We start from the raw sequence: 16544 nt of genomic DNA, 5'->3' as shown, positions 1-16544 counted from the left end.
TTCACTGTGCAAAGGAACATCATCATGGCCACATACAAGAAAGCGGATGCCCGTGCCTGGGCGCGGGAAAACCTGGTGGGCTGCTCGGCTGTCACCATCCCAAGTTTCAGTGCTGATTTGAAGCGTCTCAATGAGCGTGGCATACGCCACGACATCGAACATACGGTTGGCCTGGGCTACAGTGCTACGTTGCTGTGCAGCGAGCTGGCGATTTCTATCCAGGAGAATGCCCAGTTCACTGCCTGGGCCCGTGAGTCAGGGAAAGACCTGATCCTGTTTTTCCATGCGGCCTTTGGCACGCTTGCCGAGAATATCGAGGCGGTGAAGCTCGCCGAGAATGCCGGTGCGGACATCGTCCTACTCTCCTATCCACCACAGTTCTGGCCGACCAGCGAGCAGGAAATCTACGCCTACACCAAGTCGTTCTGTGACGCGACGGACCTCGCCGTCATGCTCTTCCCGATTCCGCTCTGGGGCTTTGAGCGCGTGCATCCGGCAGGGATGTCCTTGGAGTTGGTCAGTCGGCTGTTGGCCGATTGCCCGAATATCGCGGCCATCAAGTCCGAGCAAGGGTTCCCGCTGCCGGCGGGCATTTGCGAGATGTATTACCACTTCCGTGACCAGGTGGTGATCAGTTGCCCGATCGAAGGCGACGCAATCCCCTTGATGAGCCTGATGAAGTTGCAGTTTTCCGGCACCAGCAACACCGCCTGGATGAGCGACTACTACCCGAAAGCGTTCGAACTGGCACGCACGGGCCGCTTTGAAGAGGCGATGGAACTGTACTGGAAGGTCAATCCGGCACGCAGCGCCAACGGCGCCGCCGCGCAAAGCTATGCTGGCGGCACTGGTGTGCTCAATCGCACGATGTGGAAATACCAGGACTGGCTCGCCGGCTTCAACGGCGGCCCACTGCGTGCCCCGGCGATGCGCGTGCCGGATCGCTTCATGAAGTCGCTGCGTCAAGGGTTGGTTGCGTCGGGGTTGCCGGTGACTTCGGATCCTGACAGCGCCTTCATGATCGGGCGTCATCCGTGCTGATCAGGAGGGTTGCACAGTGAAGCATTTACTTAAAGATCCCACGCTGTGGCGTGACGGTGCCTATATCGCCGGTGAGTGGCTGACCGAGACGCCGCACGGTCACTACACGCTGCGTAATCCGGTGGACCAAACGGTGCTGGCCGAGTTGCCGCGTTGTCGTGAAACTGAAGTTCGGCACGCCATCGACGCGGCGAATGAGGCCTTTGGCCCATGGCGTCGCCTGACGGCCAAACGCCGTGGCGAGGTGTTGCGCCGCTGGTATGAGTTGATGGTTGAACATCGGGAGGACCTTGCCACGCTGATTACCCTGGAGGAGGGCAAGCCACTGGAGGAGGCGCGGGGTGAAGTCGATTACGCGGCGTCTTTTGTGCGCTGGTTTGGCGAGGAAGCCACACGGGTGCGCGGTGATCTGATTCCGGGCGTAAAGGACACTCAGCGCATCGTGGTCCTGCGCGAACCCATCGGCGTCTGCGCGGCGATCACGCCCTGGAATTTCCCCGCTGCGATGATTACACGCAAGGCCGCTCCGGCCCTCGCGGCCGGTTGCACGATGGTGGTGAAACCGGCCAGCCAGACACCGCTGACCGCGCTGGCACTCGCCGAACTGGCGCAGCGCGCTGGCGTGCCCGCCGGCGTTTTCAGTGTGATCACTGGCAACGACACCCGCGACATTGCCGGTGAGCTTATGGCCAACCCGCTGGTGCGCAAGCTCACCTTCACGGGGTCCACGGAAGTGGGCCGGCTGCTGCTGTCGCAAGCGGCGCAGACGGTCAAGAAATGCTCCATGGAGTTGGGCGGCAACGCCCCGTTCATTGTCTTCGATGATGCTGATCTGGATGCTGCGGCTGACGGGGTGATGTTGGCCAAGTTTCGCAATGGTGGACAGTCCTGTATCGGCGCGAATCGGGTGCTGGTGCAGTCCGCGGTTTATGACGCACTGGCCGAACGCATCGTCGAGCGCATGGCACGCCTGAAGCTGGGCAATGGCCTGGAGCCGGGTGTACAAGTCGGGCCGTTGATCGATGACGCGGCGGTACGAAAATCCCAGGCGCTGGTTGATGATGCGCTGGCCCAAGGCGCTCGACTGCTGTCTGGCGGCAAGCCCCATGCGCTGGGCGGGTGTTTTTTCGAGCCCACCTTGTTGGCTGATGTGACCCATGGGATGCGGGTTGCTCGTGAGGAGATCTTCGGCCCGGTCATGCCGCTGGTGCGTTTCGACACCGATGACCAAGCCATTGCCATGGCCAACGACAGCGAGTTTGGCCTGGCCGCGTATCTGTTCAGCCGTGACGCGGCGCGTATCTGGCGCAACGCCGCGCGCATCGAGTCGGGCATGGTGGGCATCAACTGTGGCTTGATTTCAAATGAGGTCGCACCTTTCGGTGGCGTGAAGCAGAGCGGTCTTGGGCGAGAGGGATCTCACCTGGGAATAGACGAGTTCCTAGAGGTTAAATACCTCTGCTGGGATGGCTTGGAAAGCGTGTAAACAACCGTCGTTAAAGGCCGGTGGCCGGCGGTTCGTGTGAGCCGTCGTTCATCGGCTTTTGTATTTGTTCTGCCGCAAAGACAGGCACTCCGAGCAATGCCCCCGGCTTACCTGCGCGACCCATCGCCGCCAGCGATACCTCGGATTGTGCAAAGCGATTTCAGCCCTGATAGCCGATTCGATAGTCTCGTGGCTGATCCGGCATTTTTCGTCGGCATTCCATGTTGCTGCGGCATTGACGCAATGACGCCGCAGCGCTCGTTGGTGCGCCATGCAATGTCTACCCGAGTGAATAAGAATAACTAGGAGAGCGTGATGATTGCAGCAGTCAACAAGGTCCTGGTGATCGGGGGAGGGTTCTCCGGTATGACCGCGGCTATCCAGCTCGCCCGCCAGGGCGTCGAAGTGGACCTCGTCGAAATCGATCCATTGTGGTGTCCTTTGGGAGCGGGGATTACGCTCAGTGGGCCCACGCTGCGAGCGCTTGATACGGTTGGGATTTTGGAAAGGGTCGCCGGGGAAGGGTACCTGTCGACCAATTTCGATGTGTTTTCACCGGTGGGCGACCTGATCGTGCAATTGGCGCTTCGACCGCCGGTCAGCGATAAGCCGATTCCCTGTGGTGGCGGCATCCTGCGCCCGGTACTGGCTCGAATATTTGCCGACAGGACGCGGGAAGTGGGGACCCGCGTGCGCCTGGGCATCACCTACGACAGCGTCATCGAGCTTGATGATGGCATTGATGTGTCTTTCACCGACGGGACCACTGAACGCTATGACCTGGTCGTCGCCGCTGACGGCGTGCATTCGCGCACGCGAAAGGAGTTTTTCCCGGAAGCACCCTCGCCAAAACCCATTCATCAGAGCGTCTGGCGCGCGGTGCTGAAGCGTCCGCCGGAAATCGTGCGCCCCACTCATTGGCTGGGTCGCACCAAGGTTGGCGTCAATCCAATCTCCGAAACGCACATGTACATGTTCCTCATGGAAAACCGCGAGTTTTCCGAGTGGATTGATCCGGCCAGTTGGCCGGGTGAAATGGCGCGCCTGCTGAGTGAGTTCCCAGCCCCGATCCTGCAAGCGCTGGTGCCACAACTGCACGAGGCGGGCGCCAATATCGACTATCGTCCGCTGTCCAATCTGTTGGTGCCGCTGCCCTGGCACAAGGGCCGTATCGTGCTGATCGGCGACACGGTGCATGCCACCACGCCGCATCTGGCTTCCGGGGCTGGCATCGGTATTGAGAGCGCCATCGTGCTTGCCGAAGAGTTGCTCGCCAGTAGCAATCTACAGACGGCCCTGAACCGGTTCGAAAAGCGGCGTTGGGAGCGTTGCCAACTCGTGGTCGAGAACTCCGCGCGTCTGTGCGAGATAGAGAAAAGTGGCGGGGACAAGGAAGAGCATGCGCAGATCATGCGTGAGTCCACTGCGACGCTGGCTGAGCCTATCTGATTGATTGCGACCCTGCTGGATGAGAAGGGTCGCGCTTCTGGTCGTTAGGAGCAGTGATCGAAAATAACGACCTCTTTGACGTAAGCGAAAAAAGACGCCGACGTCAGCGCCACGCCGTCCTCGGCAAGTTTTTGAAACAGCGCTCGCTGATACTGCCGAAAGGTCGAAAAATCCGCTTCATTTTCAAACCACAGGCTAGAGGCGCCTTCGTATACGGCGATGTTTGGCCCGAAATAGGCCGTCACCTTGTCACCCTCGGGCAGATACCGGGAGCGAACATACCGGCGTAGGGCGTTCTGGAAGTCGGGCTGTTCGCGGGTAATGCTCTCGTGAGCTGCGTCCCAAGCGTCGAAAAAACGATCGAGCGCCATGGATGGATTTTTCTTCAGCAGGATCATCACTTTCCATGGGAGAGGCGCTGTAGCGGTGCTAGCCGTCTCCGCTTCATCCATCAATTGAGCGAGCTGCTCGGAAAGGTCAGCGAAGTTCTTTGCATCAGGGCCCACGGTTTGCTGGGTATAGGGATCGCTGAAGGTGCGAATCAAGCCTGGCACGTCTTCAAAAAACAGCTCCGTAATGGAGTCTTTGTGGAAGGACTGTGCGTAGGCACTGTCGGCGTCAACCCCGAAAGCCGCGTCGATGACATGGTTCTGCACGTACCGTTTGACGCCTAACGGTTTGGCTTTAGCGATTTCTCCGTGGGTGTGCTCTACATAGTTTATAAACTCGGCATGCGTCATTCCTGGTTTTCTGCGTACAGCGGCTAGGATTTTGATCATGAGGCGTTCTCGCTATTGGCAGGGTTAACGGATCTTTGACTTAAATGCACTTTAGTGCGTCGTTATTCATCTGATTGTTTTTCAACACCCAAATATAAGGCCGTGGATATCCCGCAAACCAATCGGTATTCGTGCTGGTAGGTATCGCGCAAAAACATGGTCAAAGGCGGGACGATGCAGACCAGGGGGCGTGACGCAAAGCAAAGGCGTGTTACTGACGACGGTTTACTGCTTTGTTGTCAGTTGGAGCATTCTCAACGTGATCAAACAAACACCGTGGCGTGTATTTGTTGGATACTCCTCCGGCCAGGCGCTATGGTCGGGCTGATGCTCGGACGAATCACGGGTTGGCAAGGCCAAGCTCTGAGGCCCTGATCCAAGCGACGATCAGTCCAGTGTGTTGTCAATGGTGGCGTTAGGAATATTTTAATGGTGAGTTCCAATTCACCCCGGTCGATGCAGGATTTCAGTCAAAACCTGCGCCTTCTCTGCGGGTACTATAAGTCGGTGGCGATGGTGTGCCGCTCCCTCGATATCAACCGCCAGCAGTTCAACAAATACTTGGGCGCGCAGGCGGCTCCCTCGCTCTTCACCCTTCGTAAGATATGCGCCTTTTTTGGGGTAGATGAGGACGAGATCTTCTCCGAACATGAGTCCTTCCGGGCTTTGCTCAGCAGGCAGCGCGCGGCGCGCGAGCCGGACAGCGCGGTACCGGCCGATTTTTTTCCAAGCTCCGCACAGGCGCTGTCGAAGTATCAGGGTTACTACTTTGTCTATTTGATGTCGCCCTCCGGGTCTGGCGAAGTCATTAAGTCGATTACCCGCTTGTCCCGTTCCGGCAACAAGATCCTCAGCAAAACCTACGAACGAATGAGGTTAGGTGATGACCAACTGAAGAGTTTTGGCATCAATAAATATCGGGGGTTCTGCTTTGCTTCATCCGATTTGATTTACATCGTCGAGCGTGAGTACCTATCGTCTCGAGGCTATATCTGGTCGGCGCTTTACCCCTCCTATCGCAGTCGTTTCCGCTTTCTCAATGGCTTGGTGCTCGGCGTATCGGGCGACAATTTTCGCCGTCCTTTTGGTGCTCAGATTGTGTTTGAACATCTGGGCGAGTCGATTGATCTGCGTAACGCACTCTCCAGTTGCAGCTGCTTCCCGATTGATTCCCCTGAAATCCCCAGCGAGGTGAGGGCGCGGCTGCTGATTCGCCCATCCGAGGGTGAGTTCAACCTCGTTCCGCCGTTGTTCTGACTCAGCTTTAAAAATAGACGCTAGGTGACGCTTTCAAGCGTCATCAGGCGTTATTTTTTTAGCGCTCGCGAAATTGAGCTGGCCGTGAGGCAGATGAATAATGGGTCACACCGCTTAACAGGCAGTTTTACGAACGGCCCGTCTTGTCGTTTATTCCAGTTGGATTACTGCCTGTTTGTGCAAGTGACCCGCTGCGCCCATCATAAAAATAAGAGGAACACCGATGAACTTCAAAAGAACATTGATGGCAGGGTTGATGGTGCTGTCCGTTTCTGCACCGTTGACCAGTGGCTTGGTGTGTGCGGCAAACAATACCTTGGTTGTCGCTGATCGGGCCTCTTTCAAGGATTGGGACCCGGCCTCGGCTTTTTCGGAAGAGGTGCGAGTGCTGGGCAATATCTACGAGACACTTCTCGTCTATAACGCGCCCGGCAGTGCCGAGGAATTTTCCCCTGGGCTCGCCACGTCTTGGGAAAGCAGCGACAACGGCAAGACCTGGGCCTTCAAGCTGCGGCACGGTGTTAAATTTCATGACGGTTCGCCCTTCAACGCCGCGGCGGTCAAAAAATCCATTGACTACGTCAAAGCGCTAAAACAAGGCGCTGCGTATGTATGGAAAGCGCTGGATTCCATCGAGGTCGTCGCTGATGACACCGTGGTGCTCAAGTTCCAGAATCCCACTCCGGCCAATCTGATCGCGGCAGGTCAATACGCTGCTTATATCATTGCCCCGGCGGCGGTGGATAAGGGGCATGACTGGATGATGGCTCCCAACGCTATCGGTACCGGTCCCTATAGGCTTGGGCAGGTCGAACAGGGCCAGCAAGTGGTGCTTGAACGTTTCGATGGCTACTGGGGGGGCTGGAAAGAAGGGCAATTCGATCGGGTCATCGTGAAAGTCGTGTCCGAAGCCTCGACTCGTACCCAGATGATCAAGAATGGCGAGGCCGGTGTCGCTTGGGATATCCCTCTTGATCAGCTCAAGGCGTTAGGAGAGAACCCTGTGATCAAGGTGAGTACCGCGCCTTCGTGGAAGAACTTCCAGTTCTTGATCAATACCCAGAAGTACCCTACGGATAACGTGGCATTTCGTCAGGCGCTGCAATACCTCTGGGACTATGAAGGTGTCACCAACGATATTCTGCATGGCTACGGCAGTGTCCCCAAGGGACCTTTGCCCAGTAGCATCTGGGGGCATGCCAGCGTGCCCATGGCTTCTTACGATCTGGAGAAAGCCCGACAATTATTGGAAGCCTCTGGTGTGCCCAAGCAGGACTGGAAGGTCTCGATGCAGTACATCAGTGGCATCTATGCAAACGCCGCTGAGCTGTTCCAGGCAACGGCGTCTCAGGTTGGCGTGGAAGTGGAATTACGCCCCGGAGAGTGGGGTGTGATCTGGGATAAGGCGAAGAAGCTGGAAACTGCTCCCAACCTGCAATCCATGGCTTGGTGGCCGACGTATCCGACGCCGAGTGATTGGCTATTCAGTGAATTTCATACAGAGAAAACGACGCTGTTCAATCTGTCTCATTACAGCAATCCAAGTTTTGATCAGTTGATCGAAGAGGCGGCGGCGTTAGAAGGCAGTGATCGGGCTCAGTCCACTGAAAAGTACCAGCAGGCCCAGCAGATACTGGCGAAGGACGCCCCGGCGATCTGGTACGCAGACGTGCAGCAGATACGTGTTTCCCGCAAAGACATCAAGGGCATAGAAAAGAGCCTGAATCCGGCTTATGAGGCGATTCTCTACTACAACTTAAATCGTTGAATGCTGAGTTGTTCTCGATGAAGTTATAGGTGTAATGCCTAATTTGCCCTGTAATCCGATAGTTGGTTGATTGGCTTGGTCATTCCTCAAAAGTTAATTCGCTTTTGAGGATTTATGCTGGGCGTAAGAAGTCAGGGTCAAGTTTATTAGCCACAAAAGGTAGTATAAATGGCGAAGTATATAGCTCAGCGATTGATAGTCATGTTCTTCATTCTTTTGGGTGTGTTGACTATCACCTTCGTTTTGAGCCGAGCTCTTCCCGGTTCTCCGGTAGAGATGATGCTGGGGAACCATCCCACGACGGAGCAGATAGCCGTCGCGCGGGAAAAACTGGGGTTGGATAAACCTCTGCCTATCCAATACTTCAATTACATTGGCGATCTTCTCCAGGGTGATTTTGGCACCAGTTTGCGCACCGGGCGGCCGGTGGCGGAGGAGGTCATCAGGCGGGTAGGCGCGACGTTTGAACTGACATTCCTTGCGATGTTCTGGGTGGTGCTGCTCGGGGTGCCTATCGGTGTCATCTCGGCGGCGCGGCAGAACTCAGTGGTCGACAATGTGTCACGAGCGGGGTCCATTGCCGGGACGGCATTTCCCGTATTCATCCTGGCCATGGGCTTGCAATTGCTGTTCTACGGCAAGCTCAATTGGTTGCCCCTGCAAGGACGTATCGATGCCTCCATTCTCCTCGATAGCCCCTTCGAGCGTGTGACCGGTTTTTACTTGATCGACACGCTGCTGGCCGGCAATTTCGGAGCACTTTGGAGCTCCATCAAACACCTGGCGCTACCGGTGCTCACCCTGGTGGTCGTGACGTTAGCCACTGTCACCCGTATCACTCGCAACATGATGGTCGAGGTGCTCTCCGAGGAATACATCCGTACGGCCGTTTCCTACGGCGTACCCAAGTGGCGTATCCATTACGCCTATGCCCTGAAGGCGACAATGATTCCGCTGCTGACCGTGGTGGGCCTGACCTTCGGCTACCTGCTCGGCGGTGCAGTCGTTGTCGAGTTCGTTTTCGATTGGCCCGGCCTGGGCGGTTTCGTGGTGTTTTCGATTGCCCAGAATGATTTCCCCGCTGTGATGGGGGCCACTCTGGTGCTGGCCACGACGTATCTGTCGATCAACCTGATTGTTGATCTCTTGTATCACCTTGTTGATCCGAGGCTGCGAGTCCAATGAGTATCCAAGACGTATCCCTGGCCATGGCCTCGCGAGCCCCCTCGTGGCGCATCAAGGCCCTGGCTTTTGCCTGCGATAACAAGTTGTTTGTATTTGGCGCGCTGTTGCTGCTGCTGATCATCCTGGCGGCCATCTTCGCCCCTTGGCTTGCGCCTTATGAACCCAACAAGATTGTCTTTTCCCAAAAATTAATGGCACCCAACTGGGCACACTGGATGGGCACCGACGAGTTTGGTCGCGACATTCTTTCACGGGTGCTTTATGGCGCACGCACCTCGCTGATCATCGGAGTGAGCGTGACCCTGATTGCGATGCTGATCGGGATTCCGATTGGGCTTGTTTCCGGTTACTTCGGTGGTCGAATTGATACGCTGCTGATGCGTGTCTCGGACGTATTCCTGGCTTTTCCGCCGCTGTTGTTACCTATCGCTATTACCGCTGCGCTCGGATCGGGATTGGCCAACGCCATGTTAGCGCTCGCCGTCTCCTGGTTCCCTTGGTACGCGAGAATCATGCGCGGTGCGGTAGTAGGGGTTCGTTCAGAAACCTATATCCATGCCGCTCGCTCCATGGGAGTCAGTCATTTCCGTATCTTGCTTCGCCATGTACTGCCCAATGCCACCACGCCTGTGATCGTGCAGGGCTCCATGGACTTTGGATACACCATTCTCGCCGCTGCCTCGCTGAGCTTTATCGGACTGGGGGCCAAGCCGCCCATGGTCGAATGGGGGCTGATGGCCGCGGCGGCGCGCTCGCAATTGCTCGAAAATCCCTGGACGGTGCTGTTTCCCGGCGTTGCGATTTTTGTCCTGGTACTGGCCGTCAACCTGGTGGGTGACGGGCTGCGCGATGTGCTCGATCCAAAGAAGGGGACGCGCTGATGATCAACGAATCCTTGCAACCGTCTACTCCCGAACGTCTCGCTGATTCGAATAACGACGCAGCTCAAGAGTTGGTGCTGGAAGTGGAAGGGCTGACGGTGTCCTTCCCTGGTTTGTTCAAGACCGTAAAGGCCGTACGCGGCATCGACCTCAAGGTAAGGCGCGGCGAGATCCTTGGATTGGTCGGGGAGTCGGGCTCGGGCAAGTCCATGACGGCCATGTCCTGCTTGGGATTGATGCCTGAGGCCGCTCGGCTGGGCGGCAGTGTCAAGGTCGCCGGACAGCAGGTCAACGGTGCGTCGGTATCGCAGCTAGCGGATTTGCGCGGCGGAGGGGCGGCGATGATCTTTCAGAATCCGATGAAGGCGCTCAACCCGTTCTTCACGGTCGGACGACAGATGTTCGATGTCATCGGTTGCCATCGGCAACTGAGCAAGGCCCAGATTCGCGCCGAGGCGCTGAGCTCGCTGGAGGCGGTGAGCATGCCCGATCCTTATCTGGCGCTAGGCAAGTATCCGCACCAGATGTCCGGCGGCCAGTTGCAACGAGTGGTGATTGCCATGGCGCTGGCCTGCCGACCGAAACTGCTGATCGCCGATGAGCCGACCACGGCGCTGGACGTCACCGTGCAGGCTCAAATCATCGCCCTGCTGCGCAAGCTGGCGCAGGAGCAGGACCTTGCGATTCTGTTTATCACCCACAACCTTGGCGTCGTGGCTTCGCTCTGTGACCGGGTGGCGGTGATGTATGCCGGCGAAGTGGTGGAGAGCGGTCCGGTGGGCCAGGTGTTCAAGCGACCAGCACACCCCTACACCCTGAAATTGCTGGGCACCGTGCCAAAGTTGGGGCAGGGATCCCAGCCCCTGGGCTTCATCCCCGGGCAGGTGCCGAACATGGCGGCTCCTCCGGCAGGCTGCGCCTTCAATCCACGCTGTGAACGCGCCACTGGACGATGCGTTCAGGCTGCGCCGAGGGTAGAGATCGGCGAGGGACACTGGGCGGCTTGTCACAACACGTTGGTCAAGGTGTGAGGCTTCTTTGAAAGGTAAACGGCTATGAATAACAACAAACAGCCCGCACTGCTGAGCGTCACTCAGCTGCACAAGACCTACGCCAGCCGCGACGGCCTGGTGACCGCCATCGACCACATCAGCCTGGAGGTGCAGGCCGGTGAGACGGTCGCGCTGGTGGGGGAATCCGGTTGTGGCAAAAGTACGGTTGCCGCGACCTTGCTCGGTCTGCTGCCAGCCGACAGTGGGCAGATTCTGGTCGAAGGTCGGCCGCTGCCGACTGATGCCAGGGCGCGGGGCAGAAGCTTGAGCATGGTGTTCCAGAATCCCTACGCCTCGCTGAATCCAAAAATGACAATCAAGGCGATTGTTGCCGAGCCGCTGAAGGTTGCCTTTGGTTTACGCGGCAGCGCCTTGCACGCGCGCATCCTTTCGCTGTTGGGAAATGTTGGAATGGGCGAGGAACACATGGAGCGCTATCCCCATGAATTTTCTGGAGGCCAGTTGCAGCGTATCGCTATCGCCCGGGCCTTGGCGCTGGAGTCTAAACTGCTGATCCTTGATGAGCCTACGGCGGCGCTCGACGTGTCGGTCCAGGCCCAAGTGCTGCAATTGCTCAAGACGCTGCAGACCGATAATGGACTGAGCTACCTGTTTATCAGCCACGATCTTGCGACGGTCGAGTACCTGGCGCAGCAGGTGCTGGTGATGTACTTGGGGCGCATCGTCGAGGCCGGGCCTGTGGGGCAGGTGTTCGGTCGACCGCGTCATCCCTACACCCGTGCTCTGCTCGATTCAGTGCCCTCCATCGACCCGGAACGCCGTGACCAGTTGCAAATCCTCAGCGGCGAGATCCCGAGCCCCTTGAACAGGCCTACCGGGTGCCATTTCGCGCCCCGTTGCCCGAGGGCTAGCGATCGTTGTCGCCGAGAGGTGCCAGCCGAGATCGAGGATCACGGCCACCGCTTTTCTTGCCACCACCCTCTGAACGATGAGAACTGACCCCTATGTACAATAAAAACGACATGACCGCTCCTGGTATTGGTTATCAGGACCTAAGGCTGATGCAGGGCTATCCGCCACCCCAGGAAAAGCAGGTCCGTCAGCATAATTGGGACAGTCCGCCGTATAACCGTTGGTCTTTCCAGCATATGAGCCAGCTGTTTCCGGTGGCAGCCATTCATCGCGGTCCCGGACCGGTCAGTGAATTCAAGCGCAATGAACGCTCCCTGGACAATGTCACGTTCCAGCGGGTCGACGGCGGACAAACCGATCTGGCGACCTTCCTCACCGATAGCTACACCGATGGTTTCTTGGTGCTGCATCAAGGCAAGGTGGTTTCCGAGCAGTATTTCAACGGTATGCAGCCGCACACGTTGCATCTGTTGCAATCGGTATCCAAGACCGTCGTCGGCAGCCTGGTCGGCAGGTTGATAGGCCAGGGCAAAATCGATCCCCAAGCGCATGTCAGCCACTATGTGCCCGAGCTGTCGGCAAGCGGCTACGGCGACGCCCGCGTGCAGGATCTGCTGGATATGCGAACGGGCGTGAGATTCAGGGAGGACTACACCGATCCAGATGCTGAATTCATCCAGTTGGATATCGCCTCGGGTTGGCGTGAACGGGGAGAGCGAGAGTCTCCTGACAGCATTTACGGTTTGTTGAAATCACTGAGTAAAGATCGTGAGCATGATCAGTTCTTCGAGTATCGCTCGGTGGATACCGACATGTTGGCCTGGGTCTGTGAGCGGGCCTGCGGCGAGCGGCTCCCCGTTTTGCTGAGTCGGGAGATCTGGTCAAGACTAGGGGCAGAGCAAGACGCGAATATCACCCTCGATTGTGTTGGAACTGCATTGGCCGACGGCGGGATGAGCGCCACGCTGCGTGATCTCGGGCGTTTTGCCCAGATGTATTTGCAGGGTGGACATTTCAATAGCCAGCAGATCGTCCCAGAGACGTTTGTGCGTGCATGCGGACGTGGTTCCACACCCGCTTTTGAAGTCCTATACGGCTACTACACCAAGCACTTTCCGACTGCGGCTTACAGTAATCAGTGCTGGGTATTGGACAGTGAGCAAGGCACCTACTCGGCGCGCGGAGTATTTGGTCAGAGTATCTATTGGGATCCGGCTGCTGAAGTGGCGATCGTAAAGCTTTCCAGCTGGCCGGACTTCATCAATCCGGAGTGGACGTTGGATACCTTCCGTGCTTGTGCCGCTGTAGTTGAAGAACTTCAACGCAACTGACGCCGAAGTTTAAACGACTGCGGCTTCTTAAACAGCGTTTAGCCCGCTAGCACCTGGACGCTGTTCCAGCTTCAGTCTCGGCGGGCCATACCTATTTCATCCAGACCGCGCTTTGCCGTGGCCGGGATGGTTGTTGCCAAAAATAAAACTTAAAGACGGAGCGACCATGAAATTGAACACCACTCGGGCCTTGCGCTCATTGATCCCGCTGGCGCTGTCGGGTGCACTTTCCATCCACGCGCAGGCGGTCCAGGTCACCGACAATCTCGATCTCGGTGGCGCTGTCCGGGCGCGTTGGGACTATGACCCGGATCGCGATATCCAGAAGTTCAACTTTGATACCGTGATCCTTTCCGCCAAGTATAACTCCGACACTTGGATCGGCCAGGTCAAGTACCGTTTCTACGGCCGAGCCTACCCTTACCAGTACACAGAAAACGTCGGGGACGTCCAGTTCGCCGAGTTCGCCTGGATCGGCTACAAGTTCAACCCCGACCAGCAGGTCCAAGTCGGCCTGAACCAAGTACCGTTCGGTTTGCAGCCGTACTTCGGCAGCACGTTTTATCAAACCCTGGGCAACGTCGTGGGGCTGGAAGACTTGGAAGAACTGGGCGCAAAGTACATCCAGCAAAGCGGTGACTGGAACATCCAGGCTGGGTACTACCTTCGCCCGGCCTCGCAGGGCAAAGGTACGAGTAAGGGGGAAACCTACTCCAGCGTTGTCTCTGAAGCGGACAGCTATGTCATCGACAGCAGCAACAACCAGGAACGCAACACCTTGGTACTGCGGGTGGCCAAGGCGCTGGACCTGGGGCCGTGGAAGTCCGAAGTCGGGATTTCTGGCCTGACCTCATCCCTGGAGAACCGCGACACCAACAACGACGGCCGGCGCAATGCCGTGGCGGTGCACTACATCGGTAAAAACGGACCATGGGGCGTGCAACTGCAAGCTGCGCGACAGCAGATGTCACCGCGCAACCCCGGCACTGATGAACTGGTGACTTTCGGCGGTTACGACGCCACTTACAACGTCGCCAGTCGCGGCAACTTGTACGTGGCGGATGTGAGCTACGACGTTGGCGGCAAGTACCTGTTCGATCAGATCAGCGGTGTGCAGCTGTACGCCAACTACAGCGCCTTCGATAAATCCGCAGACGATTTCAAGACCTCGCAACGGATGATTTTCGGCACCTCGTTCTCCCTCAGCAAACTGTGGATCGCCACGGAATGGTTGTACGGCAAGAATGATCCGGTCATCGGTGGCAGCAGCCTCACCCAGAGTCTGGGGGCTGGTGGTAGTGATCAGTGGGAAAACCAGTTGTACATGAACATCGGTTATTACTTCTGATCCGGATTTTTGGCAACAACCCTAAAGTCCTTTCCCCGAGCGGGCTCGCCCACAGGTTTAGCGCACAACCTGTAGGCGAGCCTGAATTGGTCAAGTAAGTCCGGACACCGATTACGGTGTTTATGCCGCTTTTTACTCCATGGCTATTGGCGACAGTTAGCTGTTGTAGCTGTGGAGCCTGGTGCGGTTGCCTGGGTATTTAATTTGGGTTTCTACACAGCCCTTGGTTTAACGAATCCTCTTTCACTTCGAGGTAAAATCATGACGGATTTGCTTGCACAAAAAGATGTTGAAAATCACCTCCACCCTTATACGGATGCTCGACTTCATGAAGCGGATGGCCCCCTCATCATCGAGCGTGGAGAAGGAGTTCATGTATATGACAACCAAAATAAGCGATACATCGAGGCGATGTCAGGGCTATGGAGTGTAGCGCTTGGTTTCAGCAACCAACGGCTGATAGAGGCTGCCGAAAAGCAACTACGTACACTACCGTTCTATCACGTGTTTTCCAGTAAGGCACACCGTCCCAGCATTGAGCTCGCCGAAAAATTGGTGGAGATGGCTCCGGTGCCGATGAGCAAAGTGTTTTTCACCAACTCCGGCTCTGAGGCAAACGACACGGTAGTTAAGCTTTTGTGGTACCGGAACAATGCTCTGGGCAACCCCGCCAAGAAAAAGTTCATCAGTCGGCAGAACGCATATCACGGTACCACTACCATAAGTGCGAGCCTCACTGGGCTGCCGGCAAATCAGCGCGGTTTTGACGTTCCCCTGCCGGGCTTCCTGCATGTCAGCTGCCCGCACTTTTACCGATATGGTCGAGCGGGTGAAACAGAAGAGCAGTTCGCCGATCGCCTCGCCCGAGAACTGGATGATCTGATCATCAAGGAAGGCCCTGAGACGGTCGCAGCGTTTTATGGCGAACCGCTGATGGGCGCAGGGGGGGTGATCGTTCCGCCGAAAACTTACTGGGAAAAGATCCAGAAGGTGTGCCGCAAGCATGACGTCTTGATTGTCGCGGACGAGGTCATCTGCGGTTTCGGTCGAACCGGCAATATGTTCGGTTGCGAAACTTTTGATATCAAACCAGACGTCATGGTTGTATCCAAACAGCTGTCGTCCTCCTATCAGCCCATTGCAGCCATATTGATTAACGATGCCGTTTACCAAGGTATTGCCGACCAGAGCCAGTCGATTGGCACCTTAGGTCATGGCTTCACTGGTAGCGGGCACCCGGTAGCTACTGCAGTCGCCCTAGAGAATCTTAAAATTATCGAAGAGGAGGGCCTGGTTCAGCATGCTGCTGAAATGGGGATTATCCTTCGCAAAGGGCTTCAGCAGTTTGCTGATCATTCAATGGTTGGGGAGGTTCGTGGTGTGGGGTTGATTGCTGCCGTTGAGTTGGTAGCCGACCGGCACACAAAAGAGCCTTTTGAGGCTGTTGGCAGACTCGGGCGGTATCTGTCCTCTCAGGCCCAGGAGCGCGGAATGATCAACCGAGTCATGGGAGATGCATTGGCATTCTGTCCTCCGTTGATCTCAACGGAGAAGGATATAAATGAAATCCTTGGAGTTTTTGCGGCTTCTTTGGATGCGACACAGCACTGGTACCTCAAACACGCTGCACAGTAGTTAACGCCGCTCACTACAGGCAGAGCCGGAATGTGGAGTCCTCCGGCCTGCCGCTTCGTGCTCGCTTTAGGACTCGTCTCGAATTGGTCCTACGCAATTGATACCGTCGGCCGGACGACTGCTCTTCCGAGTGCTGTAGGTAGAGCTCGCTAGCATGGCTTGGAGTCATCTTTTTTTGCTCTTGATACACCCTGAAAACAAGTCCAGAATCAAGTCTTTTCCGCCCCGGCAAGAAAAGAAACCCCTTAGATTTCAACGAGTCGGACGCCAGATAAGAGTCTCGTTTCCCGCTCCAAGATTCAGAAAAAAGCCACTCAGATGAGTGGCTTTTTTTTGTGCCTGAAAATTGCTTTCGCCCATGCCTACAGGTCTTTCCGGCCCATGCTGTGTAAAAACGCAGTCCCAGAATGCATGGCACGCCAGCACCGACCCCCAAAATCCGCCGGGTCTGCGCGCAGT

Annotated in this window: 13 protein-coding genes; 12 read left to right on the top strand and 1 reads right to left on the bottom strand. The window is 56.7% G+C overall.

Annotation, left to right across the window (positions count from 1 at the left end; translation table 11 throughout):
- Positions 1-24: 24 nt before the first annotated feature.
- The 3 genes from AB4N98_RS02885 to AB4N98_RS02875 all read left to right on the top strand — a co-directional run bounded on the left by AB4N98_RS02885 (position 25) and on the right by AB4N98_RS02875 (position 3976).
- On the top strand, positions 25-1041 hold the full coding sequence (locus AB4N98_RS02885; RefSeq protein ID WP_042727885.1) for a dihydrodipicolinate synthase family protein: 1017 nt from the start codon (positions 25-27) through the stop codon (positions 1039-1041).
- Between the two features lie 16 nt (positions 1042-1057).
- Positions 1058-2527 carry an NAD-dependent succinate-semialdehyde dehydrogenase gene (locus tag AB4N98_RS02880; protein WP_460149218.1) on the top strand — a complete coding sequence of 490 codons (1470 nt, stop codon included), beginning with the start codon at positions 1058-1060 and terminating at the stop codon, positions 2525-2527.
- A gap of 315 nt (positions 2528-2842) precedes the next feature.
- The gene (locus AB4N98_RS02875) at positions 2843-3976 is read left to right on the top strand and encodes an FAD-dependent oxidoreductase (protein ID WP_460149217.1); all 1134 of its coding nucleotides are present in this window, start codon (positions 2843-2845) and stop codon (positions 3974-3976) included.
- A gap of 44 nt (positions 3977-4020) precedes the next feature.
- On the opposite strand, the gene AB4N98_RS02870 is transcribed toward AB4N98_RS02875, so the two are convergent.
- Complete coding sequence (locus AB4N98_RS02870; RefSeq protein ID WP_042727883.1) at positions 4021-4755, bottom strand: EthD domain-containing protein; 735 nt, start codon at positions 4753-4755, stop codon at positions 4021-4023.
- Between the two features lie 429 nt (positions 4756-5184).
- On the opposite strand from AB4N98_RS02870, the gene AB4N98_RS02865 reads away from it, so the two are divergent.
- From AB4N98_RS02865 to AB4N98_RS02825, 9 genes are all read left to right on the top strand, one after another.
- Positions 5185-6012 carry a helix-turn-helix domain-containing protein gene (locus AB4N98_RS02865; protein WP_042727882.1) on the top strand — a complete coding sequence of 276 codons (828 nt, stop codon included), beginning with the start codon at positions 5185-5187 and terminating at the stop codon, positions 6010-6012.
- A gap of 223 nt (positions 6013-6235) precedes the next feature.
- Positions 6236-7780, top strand: a complete 1545-nt coding sequence (locus AB4N98_RS02860; RefSeq protein ID WP_068936469.1) for an ABC transporter substrate-binding protein — start codon at positions 6236-6238, stop codon at positions 7778-7780.
- Positions 7781-7981: 201 nt separating this feature from the next.
- Positions 7982-8965, top strand: a complete 984-nt coding sequence (locus tag AB4N98_RS02855; RefSeq protein WP_241665018.1) for an ABC transporter permease — start codon at positions 7982-7984, stop codon at positions 8963-8965.
- Positions 8962-9846 (top strand): ABC transporter permease, encoded by an 885-nt coding sequence (locus tag AB4N98_RS02850; RefSeq protein ID WP_460149216.1) that lies wholly within the window; start codon positions 8962-8964, stop codon positions 9844-9846. The genes AB4N98_RS02855 and AB4N98_RS02850 overlap by 4 nt, the downstream gene beginning before the upstream one ends.
- Positions 9846-10877, top strand: coding sequence for an ABC transporter ATP-binding protein (locus AB4N98_RS02845; protein WP_460149215.1), 1032 nt, complete (start codon positions 9846-9848; stop codon positions 10875-10877). Before AB4N98_RS02850 ends, AB4N98_RS02845 begins: the two co-directional genes overlap by 1 nt.
- A 24-nt stretch (positions 10878-10901) precedes the next feature.
- Positions 10902-11858, top strand: a complete 957-nt coding sequence (locus AB4N98_RS02840; protein ID WP_042727877.1) for an ABC transporter ATP-binding protein — start codon at positions 10902-10904, stop codon at positions 11856-11858.
- A 5-nt stretch (positions 11859-11863) separates the two neighbouring features.
- Entirely contained in the window at positions 11864-13102 is a 1239-nt protein-coding gene (locus AB4N98_RS02835) for a serine hydrolase domain-containing protein (RefSeq protein ID WP_052497342.1), read from the top strand.
- A 166-nt stretch (positions 13103-13268) separates the two neighbouring features.
- On the top strand, positions 13269-14450 hold the full coding sequence (locus AB4N98_RS02830; RefSeq protein WP_137220214.1) for a hypothetical protein: 1182 nt from the start codon (positions 13269-13271) through the stop codon (positions 14448-14450).
- 261 nt (positions 14451-14711) lie between these two features.
- Positions 14712-16085, top strand: coding sequence for an aspartate aminotransferase family protein (locus AB4N98_RS02825; protein ID WP_042727875.1), 1374 nt, complete (start codon positions 14712-14714; stop codon positions 16083-16085).
- Positions 16086-16544: the final 459 nt, after the last annotated feature.

This window comes from Pseudomonas sp. S3_E10, from assembly GCF_054667615.1.
Note: the sequence above shows the minus strand (reverse complement) of the source record. Positions and strands in the feature narration are given on the sequence as shown.